The sequence below is a fragment of the Mesorhizobium sp. M0998 genome (assembly GCF_040318885.1).
Lineage (GTDB): Bacteria > Pseudomonadota > Alphaproteobacteria > Rhizobiales > Rhizobiaceae > Mesorhizobium.
Window position 1 is genome coordinate 26,015 of the sequence record NZ_JAMYND010000016.1, and the last position, 15,569, is coordinate 41,583.

At 60.1% G+C, this 15,569-nt stretch carries 13 protein-coding genes and 1 pseudogene; 8 read left to right on the plus strand and 6 right to left on the minus strand.

All coding sequences use genetic code 11. The features are described 5' to 3' along the window. Positions 1-40: 40 nt before the first annotated feature. The 3 genes from NKH59_RS17005 to NKH59_RS17015 are packed head-to-tail and all read right to left on the minus strand — an operon-like array spanning position 41 to position 3,106. Entirely contained in the window at positions 41-247 is a 207-nt protein-coding gene (locus NKH59_RS17005; RefSeq protein ID WP_352631075.1) for a hypothetical protein, read from the minus strand. Between the two features lie 6 nt (positions 248-253). After that, the gene (locus NKH59_RS17010; protein WP_353022460.1) at positions 254-2,701 is read right to left on the minus strand and encodes a relaxase/mobilization nuclease domain-containing protein; all 2,448 of its coding nucleotides are present in this window, start codon (positions 2,699-2,701) and stop codon (positions 254-256) included. A 3-nt stretch (positions 2,702-2,704) separates the two neighbouring features. After that, complete coding sequence (locus NKH59_RS17015; protein WP_353022462.1) at positions 2,705-3,106, minus strand: MobC family plasmid mobilization relaxosome protein; 402 nt, start codon at positions 3,104-3,106, stop codon at positions 2,705-2,707. A 713-nt stretch (positions 3,107-3,819) separates the two neighbouring features. On the opposite strand from NKH59_RS17015, the gene NKH59_RS17020 reads away from it, so the two are divergent. The 4 genes from NKH59_RS17020 to NKH59_RS17035 all read left to right on the plus strand — a co-directional run bounded on the left by NKH59_RS17020 (position 3,820) and on the right by NKH59_RS17035 (position 6,142). Further along, entirely contained in the window at positions 3,820-4,533 is a 714-nt protein-coding gene (locus tag NKH59_RS17020) for a ParA family protein (RefSeq protein ID WP_353022591.1), read from the plus strand. Further along, positions 4,526-4,966 (plus strand): hypothetical protein, encoded by a 441-nt coding sequence (locus NKH59_RS17025; RefSeq protein ID WP_353022464.1) that lies wholly within the window; start codon positions 4,526-4,528, stop codon positions 4,964-4,966. The genes NKH59_RS17020 and NKH59_RS17025 overlap by 8 nt, the downstream gene beginning before the upstream one ends. Before the next feature lie 30 nt (positions 4,967-4,996). Beyond that, positions 4,997-5,362, plus strand: coding sequence for a hypothetical protein (locus NKH59_RS17030; RefSeq protein ID WP_353022466.1), 366 nt, complete (start codon positions 4,997-4,999; stop codon positions 5,360-5,362). 282 nt (positions 5,363-5,644) lie between these two features. Then, positions 5,645-6,142 carry a helix-turn-helix domain-containing protein gene (locus NKH59_RS17035; protein WP_353022593.1) on the plus strand — a complete coding sequence of 166 codons (498 nt, stop codon included), beginning with the start codon at positions 5,645-5,647 and terminating at the stop codon, positions 6,140-6,142. 67 nt (positions 6,143-6,209) lie between these two features. Here NKH59_RS17035 and NKH59_RS17040 read toward each other — a convergent pair whose 3' ends face one another. The 3 genes from NKH59_RS17040 to NKH59_RS17050 form a co-directional block, all read right to left on the minus strand. Further along, entirely contained in the window at positions 6,210-6,767 is a 558-nt protein-coding gene (locus tag NKH59_RS17040) for a hypothetical protein (protein WP_353022468.1), read from the minus strand. 490 nt (positions 6,768-7,257) lie between these two features. After that, the gene (locus NKH59_RS17045) at positions 7,258-9,525 is read right to left on the minus strand and encodes a S8 family peptidase (RefSeq protein ID WP_353022470.1); all 2,268 of its coding nucleotides are present in this window, start codon (positions 9,523-9,525) and stop codon (positions 7,258-7,260) included. Next, positions 9,518-10,594, minus strand: a complete 1,077-nt coding sequence (locus NKH59_RS17050) for an AAA family ATPase (protein WP_353022472.1) — start codon at positions 10,592-10,594, stop codon at positions 9,518-9,520. Before NKH59_RS17050 ends, NKH59_RS17045 begins: the two co-directional genes overlap by 8 nt. Before the next feature lie 749 nt (positions 10,595-11,343). Here NKH59_RS17050 and NKH59_RS17055 point away from each other — a divergent pair. From NKH59_RS17055 to NKH59_RS17070, 4 genes and pseudogenes are all read left to right on the plus strand, one after another. Continuing rightward, a pseudogene (locus NKH59_RS17055) lies at positions 11,344-12,661 on the plus strand (DUF2130 domain-containing protein). Positions 12,662-12,900: 239 nt separating this feature from the next. Continuing rightward, positions 12,901-14,016: a DNA polymerase IV gene (dinB, locus tag NKH59_RS17060; RefSeq protein ID WP_353022474.1), complete on the plus strand. Its 1,116-nt coding sequence runs from the start codon at positions 12,901-12,903 to the stop codon at positions 14,014-14,016. A gap of 99 nt (positions 14,017-14,115) precedes the next feature. After that, entirely contained in the window at positions 14,116-14,922 is an 807-nt protein-coding gene (locus tag NKH59_RS17065) for a hypothetical protein (RefSeq protein WP_353022475.1), read from the plus strand. Positions 14,923-14,970: 48 nt separating this feature from the next. Further along, complete coding sequence (locus NKH59_RS17070) at positions 14,971-15,501, plus strand: hypothetical protein (protein ID WP_353022477.1); 531 nt, start codon at positions 14,971-14,973, stop codon at positions 15,499-15,501. Positions 15,502-15,569: the final 68 nt, after the last annotated feature.

Below are 15,569 nucleotides of genomic sequence, written 5' to 3' on the forward strand. Positions count from 1 at the left end.
TTATCCTTGCATAAGACTTGAGCGCCAGGGGCCGCAACTATCAGAACGGCCAAAAGCCGGTCAAAAAAGCCAGCATTTCGCCGCCCCACTGCATGAAGCTTTGGTACCAGCCAGACACCGTTTCATAAGCAACCTGCAGGGCACCTAGGAAGAAAACGAAACAGATGACGATAGCAAATACCTTGCCAAACCCCTCGTCACCCTTCGGGTCGCTGCTCTGGTAAACGTAATCCTGTCGATTAAACATGGTCCTCTAACGGTCCCGGTCGTCGCGGTCGCGTTCCCTTCTTTCTAGTTCCTCGCGCTCCAACTCCTCGAGGCGAGGAATATGCTGTTGCGCCAGATCGGTCCGCGTCGTTTCACCGCCGCGTTGTGCGGCCTCCTTGTCTCTGTTTAACTTATCCCGCAGTCGATTTGTAGCATCTACGGTCGACGCCAGTTCGTGAGCCTGCTCGGCCGGTTCGTCCGGCCGGCGCTCGGCCTCCTCGGGGCGAGGATCTCGCTGCTGTTCGGTCACGGCATCGACATTTGCAGGGGTTTTGCCCTGCTCTTCTGCCGGCCGCTCTTGGGTCTGCTCTGCCGCCTCGATGGCGCGCTTGAGCTCCGGATCCTTCTCGGCTACCTCGCGCATATAGGTGTTGCCCTGAACGGCAAGCTCCGCCGCGCGAGCCAGTCCGCGCTCAATATCAGCTCGGAATACCCTTGGATCGTTGGAAAGCTCACCGGCCTCAATTCTATCCGAACCCTCGCGACTGGTTTCTATGTCCACAAGAACGTCATTTGCCGCCTCGACAACCGCCTTACCGTGTTTGGCGGCTGCCGCATCCCACTGTTCATTCGCATCGTCTCGACGCTCCCGGCCTTTGTCTCGCTCGGTCTCAGTTCCCTGCTCCGCCTGCGCCTGGCCCTTCATCTCGTAAAGCTCCATGAGCTCGCGCCTGCCGTTCACATGCTCGCGGGCGACAGACGCGACTTCATCAAAGTCGTCTCGCTCGTCCGGCCCGACGCTCCGCTCCAGCCGGAACAAGGCCGTCTCGACCTTCTTTTCGTAGGCTTCAAACTCTGCTCGTGTTGTCTCGCGCATTTCCTGGCCCTCCAAAACGACTTTCTGCAAGGTTACCAGATTGGCGCGGAATTTTGATCCGAAATCTGCATGGACGACATTTACGCTCGCTCCCGCCTGACCCGCCGAAAGGCTTGCTGTCAAGTGATCCCGCTGCTGTTCTGCATAGGCGACAACACGCCGATCACCGCTGGCGAGCGCAATTTTCTGCCAACTCTGCGTTGCCTTTATGGCATACTCCCGGCTTCTTTCGGCCTTCGCCAGACTGCGCCGGCCGCCCCGCTTGGCGTCATACCGTCCCTGTGCCGCCTCACTGGTCCCGACGTGCTCGGTCCGCCCTTCCCTGCTCACCGGCCTCACCTGATTGCGGGTAAAGGCGGGCGGGCTGGCGAACTCGCGACGATCGGTCATCTCCATCGCTATTCCCTGCGCCCGGGCCTTCTCCGCCATTGTGGCCCGCCACTCCCGAAACACCTGAGGGGTCGTCTCGATCCGATCACCCGATTCCGATCGCATGGTGATGATCGCGTGCGCATGGACATGTGGCCGCTTGCCTCCATCGCCTTCTTCCTTCGGATCATTGGCCGGATCATGCATGGCAAACACGTAGCGATGACCGGCGAACTGCTCGGCAAGGAACTCGCGTGCAGCGTTTTCAAACGCCTCGACATTCGTGCCGGCCCGGGCCGACATGATCAGATGCATCACGTCGCGGCCTTTGCGGCTGTGTAGATCACCGCGCCATTCTTTTTGCACCAGATCGCCAGCTTGTTTTTCGTCACCAACGATTTGGCCGCGGTCGTCGCGAACGTCGCCGTCATGACGTTCAACCAGGCTTCGCAACATGCTGGCGCCATACTCGACACCGTTGCCGTAGCCTTGGAACGAGAACCGTGCTGCGCCTTGCGCGGCTGCACTGGCGCCATATCGCGCTTGAATGATGCTGGCAGCCTTGTCGTCGCCAGTCAGCCGCTCGCCCTGCCCGCTTCTGAGCACGACCGCCCCTTGAACCGTCAGCGCGCCGTCGGCCTGGCGCGTGACCGCATAAGCGTAGCGTCGATCGCCGAATGCGCTCGTCAAACTGTTCCTGACCAGCTCGTGCATCGCATCGTCTGACGAAACCGCCGCAGTCGCAATCTCTACGGTGAAGCTGCCGATATCGCGGCTCTCCGCGCGGTTCTGAAAGAGATGGTTCCAGTCTCCCCGCAACCGCGCCAGATCCTCGCGGCTACTGATGCGCTCGCCATTTTCGTTCTCGACGGCGAGCTCGCCGCCGCGCGACACATAATTCAGCATCGCCCCTACCCTCGCGCCGCCGCCATAGGATGCCATTTTGACAACCGCGGGCTGGCTGCCCTGGGCCACCGCCGCTAGCCGCGCTTCTATTGGACGGGAAACCGCTGCTGCCCGCGTCTCGGCCGCGAAGATCGGCCTGGCGGCCGCCCGCTGCATTTTCGGCCGGCTACCACCGCCGCCACCAGCACCACCGCCGCCGCCTAGCTCGGCCATCGCTTTCAGTCGACGCTTCATTTCGTCCTCGGCCGACGACCGGCGTTTTGGCCCAAGCGATAGCTCATGCAGCAACGCCGCGCGGCGCTGCTCCCATTCGCTCGTGAAGGCGCCGAAGAAGATTTCCACGCCTTACCCCTCCCCTCGCCGCTTGTGGCCGGCACGCTTCGCCAGCGATCGTAACTCCGTCATAACGGCCGCTTGGACGCGCTGCACATTTCCCAGATTGATATCGATGTCGCTCGGATGAACGCCTTTGCCGCTGTTGAGCGCCCGCGCGACCTGATTGAGGTTCACGCCGATCGCGCGCATATCCTCCAGAAGCAATGCGATCACGAGGCGGTCTTCCTCGGTAAGGAATGGCCGAGCGCCCGCTCCCTCGATGATCAGCGACCGGAAGAATCCGGAAACCGTCATGTCGGCCGCCTTGGCGGCCTTTTCGATCGCCGCATATTCGTCCGCGCTGACGCGGGCATGCACCATTCGATCCTTCCGGTCCGGCTCGAGCCGGACCTCGAATTTCGCGTCGTCCATTGGCCTTGGGCCCCCTCTCACTGGCGCTTGCGGCAAGCATCGAGGGCTTGTTCCTCGATCGTCGGGAAAAATGTCGCACATTTTTCCGTATCCTGCCACCATCAATAAACGTGAAATTCACACTTAATAAAACCAACTTTTCGAGCGGCCCACACTTCGCTCGACTTTATCGCGACCATGAGCAGGGCCTTCGCCCCTGCCCATCAAACGATAAAACGCTCTCCAGGGTTCACCTCCAGGACCGCTTTGTCGGCCTTTGTTTGCCCCTCGTACTCGCCCGCAAGGGACGCTCCGCTCTTCGCCCTGGCTGGCTGCGTGCGAGCGTCACAGACGGCCTTCGCGCGGCTCCGGGGTTCACCACAAAAGGAGCGGGAAGGCCAGCGGCGGCGCCGACGCAGCCTCTTTGGCCAAACGGGGGAAATTGCGTCGTCTGGCGAGGGCTCCAGGGTTTGCTCAACGCCAGCGCGCGCACCATTCTAGTTTCACACGACTTGTTCACACGATGTGTTCACATGCCATGACGTTACGATGTGAAAGTAAGATGTGATTGAAGTATCACACGCTAGGGTAGTGAGGCTTAATCGCATCGTGTAAAAACGCCATGCGAACGCAAGCATTCACTTCGTTTGGAAATGCTGTTGCCCAAGAGGAGGCATGAGCGTGGCGACGGCCTGCCGCGTTCGGCTTTGGGGGCGTCAAAAGAGGATCAGACCATGTCTCGAAGGATTTGCGCGATCAGCGGAAAAGGCGGCGCCGGCAAGACGACGGCCATTATCCTCGTTGCCGGCGAGTACGCTATTCAGGGAAAGAAGGTTCTTCTGATCGACGCCGATCCGCGCCAGAACCTCGCCGAATGGTGGAAGCGTTGTGAGGCCAAGGACAATCTTCCGGCCAACATCGAGCTGCACAGCGCGGCAACCCAGCGAAGCATTGAAACCGTGCTTGCCGACCAAGACGGCGTCTATGACGTAATCCTGATGGACTCACCGGGCGTCGACAGCGTTATCCGCGATACGATCATCCGCAACTCCGACCTGGTGCTGACGCCAATTCAGCCGAACCAGGATGAAATTAAGGCGGCCGGCGAAGCCGCCACCATCACGGCGGATATTGGCGACAGGGAGGGGCGCACTATTCCCCACGTCAACGTGGTGACGCGCATCGCCCTTCCGGGCCGCGTTCTCGAGGCTTACAGGCTGATCCGTCCGTTCATCGCCAATCTTCGCGACAATGGCTATGAATCGACGTTGATGGATACCGAGCTCACCGAAAGAAATTGCTACCGCGAAATCCGTAACGGCCTCGGCACCTTGCAGATGCTCGAGCTGACCGACCCGGTCATGAAGGGTCGCGCGGAGGTCGCGGCGTTTGTGACCGAGCTGGATCGCCATCTCGCGGCAAACCGGGAAAAGGTGGGAAATGTCTAAACCAGGCAAACTGTCCGTCTCTGACTTTCCGATCGCACCGCGGCGGCCGAAGCCGGCCACATCCAATGCCACAATGAAACCAGCTTCTGTGTCGGAAGAGGCAGAGGCTGGAATGACTGCGCGGAAACCAACAGCGGCGCCGGTTTCAGAAGCGGATGCGACAAGAGAACGGCCGCGGCGCGGTCTGCCGAACCCAAGCGGTGAAGAGCGCAAGAGCAAGTCGATCGAACGTGCTCTGGCTCAGGAGGAGGGACGCTATCGTCTCCGCGACCTGAAACGAGCGCACACGCGAGAAGCCAAGCACTATGTCAATTGCCCGCTGGACTACGACACGAAGATGCGACTGCAGAAGGCCGCCTTCGACAACGACATCAAGATGACGGTGATCATAAAGGCAGCCATCGACCAGTTTCTCCGAGACAACGGCTATTGATCCCTGAGCGGTCGAAGCTTCCTGCTCGGGTTGACGATCGGTATCCTTATTGGCATCTACGCCGCACCGTTCGTCGGTCGCGACGGCTTCGACTTTGGTGAAGGCTCAAAAGCCGCTTCCTCCTTGAACGGGCTTATGGAATCCGCTGTCGATGCGACCATCCGGCCATCCGACGAAACCGCCAAAGGCGAGCTGTTTCGCTTATCCAATTGGGATATCTCAGTGCACGGGACTGGATCGACGGTTACCGTGAAGCGATGTATTAGTCTTGGCAAAGATTCTATCGTGTGCGAACTCCTGGCGCATCTGGGGTGGGTCGATGAGGAAAAACTTGTCGAAGCTGTGTTCGAGGGCGAACCGGGTACTTGGCGAATGGTTGCAGCCAGGGCGCGCTGATTTTCTCTCAGTGGGCTGTGGCTATCCCCGCGCCAGCTCAAGGGCGTTATGAATGCAGGCTTCCGCCAGAAAGAACCATGCAAGGCGAGCGCAACACGGCCCTGATGGTTGTTTATTGCGAGTAGCGGAAAGCGCTGTCCTCACTCCCCGCTTCTGGAAAATCGCTGTGCAAGAGAGTGCTGGGGCGTGCTTGGGTCAATTCCGTTTTCAAATGTTTGACTGAGGTCGTCGCCCTATCCGCGACTGGAAAAAAGCAAGAAGGGAGAGGACGTGCCTAAGGATATGGACGCCTATAAAAACAAAATGGAATTGGTTGAGACGAAAGATCCCGAGATCGACAAGCCTGTTTTCCGCCGCCCGGGGTTCGAAGGCATCAAGACCCTCGGCGAAATCGACGAAAGAATTGCCGCCTTCATCCGCAAGGCGCGCGACGACAAGGATCTGACGCGCGCCGAACTCGCGCCCTTGCTTGGCCTTTCGATGCAAGTTTACGGCCGCTATGAGCGCGCATTCTCAAAAATGCACGTAACCAGGATGATCCACCTGTGCGAAATCCTCGGATTCATGCCGATGGAAATGCTGTTCAGCGCTGCCCCGCATCTATGGGGCCGCACGCCGGAGGAAGCGCGCGACACCATGGAGCTCGCCCAACAGGTCGTGTCTCTGCCGCACGGCACCAAGCGCGATCTGCTGGCCCTGGTCAAGAAAATGGTCGCCCTGGAGCGTGCCGCAGACGGAGTGGCGGCCGAAACGCAAAAGGGCGAAGAAGGACGTCTTTAGACGCCTTGCGCTGCTGTGAATGGCGCGGGGCACGAGCATCACCGCGACGCATTAATAGGGGCACACCTTAAGCATCGACCTTCTTCAGCTCCGAGAGCCGCACAAGGCCGTTCTGGCTGCGGAATGTCAGTGTCGCATCCGTACTTTGCGCCTGGGCGATCCCCGAAATAACGTGATTGCCGGTGTCGTAGATCGTACGCTGCCCGGCATCCTCGATGACCAGTCGCCGTGTGTCGGGATAGATCGCGTAGCGCAAATGGTTCTGCGATCCGGTCGATGAGGGTGTGCCGAGTCCGCCCGGCCAACTTTCAGATACCTGCTGCTGCGATCTATAGCTCACTTCGGCAGGCTCACTACGGGCAACCTCAGGATTCTCCCGCAGATAAGCTACTAGATCCGTGGCCACCGCGTTCAGCTTCGCCCTCAGCGCATCGTTGAACATGTCGCCGACCATTGTCATGCCTGATGACCACTGCGACATGCCGCCGAATTCGGCATGGCTGAACTGCGCCATGGAACCGCCGCCCGAGCGCAGGGCACGCAGCACGGTTTCTACCGCGTCCCTTGACAACCCGTGCCGCGCCGCCAGCCGCGCGACCAATGCCGTCTCTTTGAGATCAGCCACCGTACTGCCTCCCTCTTTTCGCCATTTAACACCGCGATGGGCACATCGTTCCACTTGCCCTAACCTCCGAGCACGCCAGAGGGGGCAGTTACAGTCTGGCCAACGCGTGGAGGCCGACATCTTTCCGCCTTTGCTAGGCATGGCCACAACGTGGCACTCTGGGCGATCAGGATATTGTGCAACGAGCACCTACCCAAGTTCGCGGCCGCGCGCCTGCCCTGAGCGGAATGTTCGAGTTCCACACCTGCGATCCTGCCCAAGGTCCACCCGGTTCCGAAACAGCACCATGCGCCAAGTGCTGCGCCAAATGCCGACATTCAGGGCTAGACAATGGGCGTCAGGTCTGGTGCCGAATCCCGCCCGTCCGCTTTCGAGATGCGGCGCCGCGATAACAGTAGTTCGCAAAAGAGGCGTCGCTGCAGTTGGCAGCTTACGCTTCCGAGTAAATGACTTGCGACGAACCCTCCTGCGCGGTTTGCCGGCGTCAATCCTATTTTGGCAGTCGGACCGGCACCTGAACGCCGGCGCGGGGCCTCATGGGCTGGAGGCGATTCCCCGAACTGACGATGACGCGGTCGTAGAGATCCCGGGCGGATCGGTTTCGGATCGTGAGTGCCAGCGCGAACTTCATATTCGTTGGGCGCCGGCCGCTATGGCCATGTTCGCGGGTGATATAGCTCACGTCGAATGCTGGCTGGGCAAGAGACGACGCGCGCTTCGTCTTCGCGCGGGTTAGAGTCGTTTCCCATTTCTGCGCATCATCGCGCTGCATATGCTCGGTCGCATAGAAGTTCTTGGCGGAAAAGAAGGAATCTGACGCTGGCACGGTCGGCGTGATTAGCTTGCTTCCGCTGTAATAAGGCGGCGGGATCCGGGTGGTGTCAGGTCGAAACTGGATGTCGAGACCACCCCGCGTATAATTGATCGCATCCTCGGGATCGACTTCACAGTAAAAGCTGAAAGTGGCCTTGATCTCGACATTGCCAATCAATCCGTCGGGGATTGGCAGATAGAGCCGCACCGCGCCGGTCGTGGGCATCTGTCGCTGATAGACGATATGCGCCTCATAATCGTCACACAGGACGAGGTCGCCCAGGCGGTGCGAAACCAAGCCCCAGCCGATCTCAGTTCTAAGCGACTCGTCGCCCGCGGCGTGATGCACCAACAGCGCCTTGACCGCCGGCGCCCAAAGCGCCTCGGCAAATTGCGCGCGCACGCCCGCCCCAGATCGCATCGCGACCGGTGCTGCGAAGCTCGTGCCCATGGTACCGGCCGCCTTGTGGGGGCTAACCGTGCTCAGCGCTAAAAACGGCGCGCCATGCGACCCGCCGAACGTCACGAAATCCGGCTTCACATAGCCTGGACTGCGTCCCGGGCCGCATGCGCTGTAGTCCGCGCGCTTCCAGCCCGCTCCAAACCCGTCGCTCGCGCCGACGCCAAGCATATTCACTCCGTCGGACGGCGGTTGGATCCGATGCAGGCCACCGGCGCGATCGTCTTCGCCGTTGTTGCCGCAGGCAATGGTTGCGACAGTCTCGCCGGTTGCGAGTAGTTGGTCGAGCCTTGCCGTCCACGGGCTCACGTCGTCATCGTCGATGGCGTAGCTTGGGCCTAAGCTGATGTTGATGAAATCATAGCGGCGTGAAGTTAGTACGTCCTCGATGCGATCGAGCAGATCGAACGCCTCGAAATCACCGTCGCTTTCGCCGAACACCCGCCAGTGATCTACATTTGCATAGGGCTGGGCGAGGGCCGCGCCCTGCTCGATCGGTCCGAACAGGAAGGCTGATGTCACCGCGAGACCATGGCGTTGCCCAGCGGCAGTTGGCGCGCCCACGCCCGGCGCGTCGTGCAATGTCACCCATTTTTCGAGTCCATGCCCATCGGGGAGCCCACCATCGAAAATGGCGACTGACAGGTCGGGTGCAACCGCATCCTCACCGCTGAGAGTAATGGGAAACTCGCTACCGATCGAGCGGGTGACTGGATCGAAAGGGACGATCCGCGGTGCCTCCCGCAAGACGCGCAAGAACGCGAAATCGAGCACGTCGTCCAGTTGCTCGCGCGGCGCGATGATCGGCAGGAACGCAAGGCCTCCGACTTGGCGCCGTCGATCCAGGTCATACCAGATGTCGAGCGACCGCATAAACTCGGCAAAGGCACCGACGACGTCGCTGTTGCTGTCATGATCGGGATTGTGGAGCACCACCTCCAGCGGGATGGCGTCACGCTTGGCGAAGCGGTCGGTGAGGCTCTTCAGGCGACTTTTTCCAGGCGTAGTGACGCTTTCGATCCGACGGAAATCATCTTCGACCCGTTCGTCGCCAGGCGACCACGATTCTGCCGCTTCGCTGAATTCGACGAGCGCAGCGGCGGATCCCGCAAGAAACAGGACCGGTGCGGGTTGCGCCTTGCCGCTCTCCTCCGCCCGGGCGGCCACCACCTTGTTCGGAACTATATGAACCGCCCGACTGCCTAAGTGCCAGAGACCGAGATCCCGGATCAGGTTTGCCGGATAATAGGATTTGGCGAGGTAGCTCGGGTGAAGCGTTACCTCCAGCGCAGCCTGGCCCCAAGGCAGCGCTAGTGAGGGTAAGGCCTCGATCGCTGCCCCAGTCTTCTTCCACTGCGGTGCGAGGCGGCGGCGCGCCTCGGCAAAGGAATAGGGATGGGCTTTGTCGCCCATGCCGCGCGGCGGACGAGCAATCTCTTCGGACAGCTTCTCCCCCTGCCCTATCAGATATCGTGGACTAGCCATTGTTCACAGTCCTCTTCGGGTCGGAATCCTTCACTCGGCTCTTGCGGATCGTGTCGCGAGAAATCCCGACCAGTTCGCTGATCCTACGATCGCTGTAATCGGCCTCGGCAAGCAGGCTGGCCGCCCGCTTCCTGTCCTGGGCCGAGCCGGCTCGCAGGTCATGACTGACGCGGTCGAGCAGGACGTCAAGCACGTTCGCGTTGGTGATGGTAGCCCGCCGACGAATCCACTGGACCATCCTGGTCAGGTCGCTGAACGATTGGCCGTCCCAGAGATTGACCAGCAAAGGCATCCAAGGTTCAAGTAGCCCGATATCTTCGCCGAAAAGACTGTGCAGCACGGCGGCCCGTTCCCCGGCAGAAGGCGGATCGAATTCAAGAACGTCGTCGAAGCGCCGCCATACCGCCGGATCGAGCAACTCGCGATGATTGGTCGCCGCGATCAGCAGACTCGTTGCCGGCCAGTCATCGACTTCTTGGAGCAGCACTGTCACAAGGCGCTTCAGTTCGCCGACGTCGCCCTCGTCGTCCCGCTTCTTGGCGATTGAATCAAATTCATCGAGCAGCAGAACGGACGGTACGCTCTTGGCATAGTCCAAGACCGAACGAATGTTAGATCCGGTTTTGCCAAGGTAGCTGCTCATGACGGCCGCGAGATCGAGCGTGATCAGCGGCCGGTCCAGACGCATTGCCACCCACCTCGCGCTCATCGTCTTGCCAACGCCCGGCGGTCCGACGAAGAGAAGCGAACGCGTCGGACCCAATCCCTGGTGCTCCAACGCGGAGAGATGGCTTCTTTCCTCGATCACCTGCTCAAGACGCAGCGCGAGATCGGCGTTTAGGATCGGGGCGCCGGTCAGCACGACTGGATATTCGCTCTTCGCCAGTGCCAGCCGCGAATCCGCGTCGACTGGAACGATCGCCCCGCCCACGTCCCGCAACGGAGACAGCGACGTCGGTGCCAATGCAAGGAGTTCCGACAGCGCGCTCGCGAGCTTGGGATCGTGCTGTCGAAAGCGGCGGATGGACTGGCGAATATAGGCTTGTATGTCTTGCGGCCGACCCTGCAAGCCAAGCCGCGCAAGCTGGACGATATTTTCTGATAATTTTGTAGGCAAGTCCATCTTTGCTCATATACCTCGAAAATCTGCCAACCTGCGTGTGGACTAGTTATACGCATGTATGGTCTAACTAGTCCATAGGGTTTTTGCGACTGCAGATCGGGGTCGTCGAGTTTGTGGCCCGCCGTGCCAATTCGTCTCAGTGCTGCTTCCTGGGACAGCGAGTATCCGAGGCGGAATACGCAAGCGCCCAGTCGAGAAGTCCGCCGCTGTAAATTCACTTACGCCAGTGTGTTCCCCGCGTTGGAGAGCCTCTAGGGTCCTTGCTGCTCCAAATTTACTACCGGCCGCTTTCGGAGCACGGCTTTGGGGCCGTAGATGGTCTTGCGGCGCGTAGCAGCCGTTCGGCGAGGAAAATAGCGAAGGTCTTCGTTGGGTCAAAGGCGTGAATTCGACGACATAACGGTTTCAATCAGCGCGGAAAGTTTCGAACAGAAACGGGCAGCTGAAATGGCTGGCAGAACTGCCAGTGCATAAAAGAATCAGTCCCGCGAGCTTTAAGCTACGTCCAGGCGAAAAAGACGGAATTCGGCATTGCTCGCGTTTTCGACGTTTCGGAAACAATTGTAAGAAGCGCCTCCCCTAGCTTTGCGGCAGGGGATAACCCCTCAGTTCACTCTTTGTTCTTTCCCGAAAACGCCTGGCGCGATATAGTCTGGCGTGTCCTTCAACAGATTCCTCAGGGAGGCAGCGCGCAGATGACCGTCCAGCCCACTAATGCCATGCTGCAGGGGGACAGGATTCTCAATGAACCGACAATCAGCTGCCCAAGCTGCAAGACGGAAATCAAGCTCAATGAGTCGCTCGCGGCCCCTTTGATTGCCGCCACGCGCGAAGAATACGAAACGCGCCTGGCGCAGAGCAACGCGTCGATGACGGCCAGAGAGGAGGAGCTTAGGTGCCAGCAGGCGGCGATCGCTGCCGCCAAAGAGGACATCGACAGCCAGGTGGCCGAGAAAGTTATGCTTGAGCGTGCCGGAATCGCGGTCGAGGAGGCTCGCAAGGCAAAATTGCTGCTTTCTGTAGACCTGGAGGACAAAGACAAGAAGCTTGCCGAGCTCGAGGCGACGTTGAAGGCGCGCGACGAAAAGCTCACCGAGGCCCAGCAGCAACAGGCAGAATTCCTGAAAAAGCAGCGTGCGCTTGACGACGAGAAGCGGGAGATGGCGCTGACGATCGAAAGGAAGATCCAGGAGGGATTGGACGCCGTTCGTGTCAAGGCGAGGTCCGAAGCCGAAGACGGCCTCAAGATGAAGGTTGCGGAAAAAGAAGAACAGATCGCCGGCATGCAGCGTCAGATTGAGGAGCTGAAGCGCCGTGCGGAACAGGGTTCTCAGCAGCTGCAGGGTGAAGTTCTGGAGCTCGAGCTGGAATCCCTGATTGCCAGCCGGTTCCCGATGGACATCATTGAACCGGTTGCCAAGGGTGAGTTCGGCGGCGATGTCCTGCACCGCGTGGTCGGACCGGCTGGCCAGCCGTGCGGCGCCATTTTGTGGGAATCGAAACGCACCAAGAACTGGAGCCAGGGTTGGCTGGGGAAGCTCAGGGCGGATCAACGGGCCGCCAAAGCGGATATCGCGCTGATGATCTCGGAAGCTCTGCCTTCCGGTGTGGAAACCTTCGATCTTCTGGACGGGGTCTATGTCGCTCATCCCAAATGCGCGATGCCGATCGCCATTATGCTCCGGCAATCCCATCGAGCTGGCGAACTCCCGCCTCGCCCAGGACGGTCAAGCTACCAAGATGGAGCAGGTCTATGGATATCTGACCGGTCCCCGGTTCCGGCACCGCGTCGAGGCGATCGTCGAAAAATTCTCTGATATGCAGGAGGACCTGGCCAAGGAACGCAAGGCCACAACACGCCTGTGGGCCAAGCGGGAGGCTCAGATCCAGGGCGTGATCGAATCGACGGTCGGGATGTACGGCGACTTGCAGGGTATCGCCGGAAAGGTGATGCAGGAGATTGAGGCCCTGGATGTGCTGGCAATAGAAGCATCCCGGCCAGATTCCGAATAGACCGGCATGCAGCTCAACAGGAAGACGATTGGCAATCTGGAGCGGCTTCCCCCGACGTAACTATCGGACTCCTTCGGATGGCGTAAGCAAAAGAAGCCCGCCGCACCTAAGGCAAACGTCGTCGGCCGATCGCTGTGCCCTGTCAGACCGGCCGCTCAGAGGTACGGCAGGTCAAGGGCGACGTCGGCGCGCGGATGAGAGGCATATGGAGGTGAGCCGGCAATCGAGGCAGACGAGTCATGGAAGACGCAGTCACAAGCGAAGCTGCCGGGGCTGAGAGGCCTGCGCTGCAGCGCAAGATCATCCATGTGGATATGGACGCGTTCTACGCTTCGGTAGAGCAGCGCGACAACCCGGAGCTGCGGGGCAAACCGGTCGCCGTCGGGCACCCCCTCGAACGTGGCGTGGTCGCAGCTGCGAGCTATGAGGCTCGCAAGTTCGGCGTTCACTCGGCGATGCCCTCCGTGACGGCGAGGCGCAAATGCCCTGATCTGATTTTCGTCAAACCCCGGTTCGACGTCTACAAGGCGGTCTCGCAGCAAATCCGGGAGATCTTCGCCGAGCACACGCCGCTGATCGAACCGCTTTCGCTGGACGAGGCCTATCTCGACGTGACCGAAAACATGCACGGGTTCGCCACGGCAACCGAGATCGCCGAGGCGATCCGGGCGAAGATCGAGGCGAAGACCGGCCTTACCGCCTCAGCCGGTGTCAGCTACAACAAGTTCCTCGCCAAGATGGCCTCCGATCAGGGCAAGCCTGATGGGCTATTCGTTATCACGCCGAAGATGGGGCCGAGCTTCGTCGAAGTGCTCCCGGTGAAGAAATTCCACGGCATCGGTCCTGCCACCAATTCGAAGATGGAACGGCTCAGAATCCATACCGGCGCCGATCTGCGGGCGCAGACAATGCCGTTCCTGCAGGAACATTTCGGCAAGGCCGGACCATATTATTACTGGATATCGCGTGGCATCGACGAGCGACCGGTGCACGCTGATCGCGTCCGCAAGTCCGTAGGAGCGGAGGATACGTTTGCGCGGGATCTGTTCATGATCGCGGAGGCGCACGAAGGGCTGCGTCCGCTCATAGAAAAGGTCTGGCGGTATTGCGAAAACAACGAAATCCATGGGCGCACGGTGACGCTTAAGGTCAAGTATGCCGACTTCCGCCAGATTACGCGGCGTCGAACCAGTCACCAGATCATCCGCAGCCAAGCTGAGCTACAGAATATGGCATTTGGCCTCCTCGACCCTGTTTTCCCGGTCGAGAAGGGAATTCGGCTGCTTGGCGTGACGATCTCCTCGCTTGAGGCTGAACTGGTCTCGGAAGAGGTTCAGATGAGTCTTGCAATCTGACAACTCGATCTTTTCTTGAAACGTCGCGCGACAGCCGATTAGCTCGTTGCAGACATGCGCGCTGCCGGCTAGCGCGCGCCGTTGCCGGATGGAGGGAGCATGGCACGACGAGAACTCTCCCGAGAGGAATTGTTTGCGCTGGTTTGGGAGAAACCGACCCTCGAGATCGCCAGGGATCTTGGCCTGTCAGATGTGGCGATCGGGAAACTGTGCGCGCGCCTGCAGGTGCCAAAGCCTCCACGCGGCTATTGGGCCCGCGTAGAGGCCGGGCAGACACCGCGCCGTCCGCCGTTGGCGGCCTTCCGCGAGGAGCTCGAAGCGAAGCGACGGGACGCACTGCGCGCAAAGGCAGCAGGCTCGCTTTCGAAGCTTCAGCGGGAATTCTATGAAGCTGCCTTGACCGACCTCGCCAGCCGCGGCGTCGATGTCGATGCGGCACAACCTCGGGGAAGCAGGCTGCCGGATATTGATCCAGACCTTGCGGCACAACTCCTGGTCGCCATCCAGGATCGTTGCCAGGACTGGGTCGGAGAGGGGAAGATCGCCACACGCTGGGGTTCTTCAGTCCGCAGCAGCGTGGCCAGCCTTGTAGACCGGCTGCTACCGCTCGCACGACCGCAATTGCTGGTATTCGAAACCGAGGGCCGCCGACACACCTACGTTGCGAGCGGGCCAGTCATTTTCATCCGCCTGACCGCGCACCTGCAGGGTCGGATAGTGGCCCTTACCGGAATGGTGCGGGACCACAAGCTCCAGCATGTGGTGATGCCGCTGACGGCGGCCGATCATGCCTGGTCGGCGCATCATCTCTATGCACCGGGTTCGCAGATGTTCCTGGTCAGCTGGCTCTGCGTATCCGCAAGCGAGATCTGGGTCGAATGGAGCTGCAAGGCATGGCGCGAGTAAGATCCGCCGGAACGGTTCACGACCGGTCGGATCAATCTACGTGCGGTCATGCCGATCGATTTCATGCCAGTACGGGAAGCAACTCTTTCTCCGGTGGTATCCACTGCAAAGGTTGAACCCTATCGCGAGCGCCTTCTTGCACTTCTGGAAGCCGAGCGGGTTCATGAGATGATGAGCCATGCCGCCTACTCGATGGAGCGGGACGTGCCCGGCGAGATGCTGGCATTGGCGGACCGGATATTGTTTGGAGACAAGAGACCGTTCCAGGCCGCGCGGGAGGCCTGGCGGCACCTTGAGGATGAGCTGGAACGGTGGGAAAGGGAGCTTGAGGCCGAGCGATCCGCCCTAGCCCGATCAATCCTCGAAATCGGGCTGGGAGACATCGTCACGTCGCAGAGCCGTGGCCGGCTGTTACGGCTTTCGGTGACCGGACCTTCACTCTACGCCAGCGACGGGCATGTCACGTTTGTCATCCAGGGGATTCGTTTTCGCAAGGACGGCACACTCGGCAAGTTGCACGAAACGCTGACGCTGTCTTTCGAAGACGAAGGCAAGCGGAGGGAAAATAGGCAAAAGTGACCTTGAGGCCGTATCCTCTCAGGGAGGGAATCAACGATGTCGGCAGCACCATCCAACATTCCATCCAT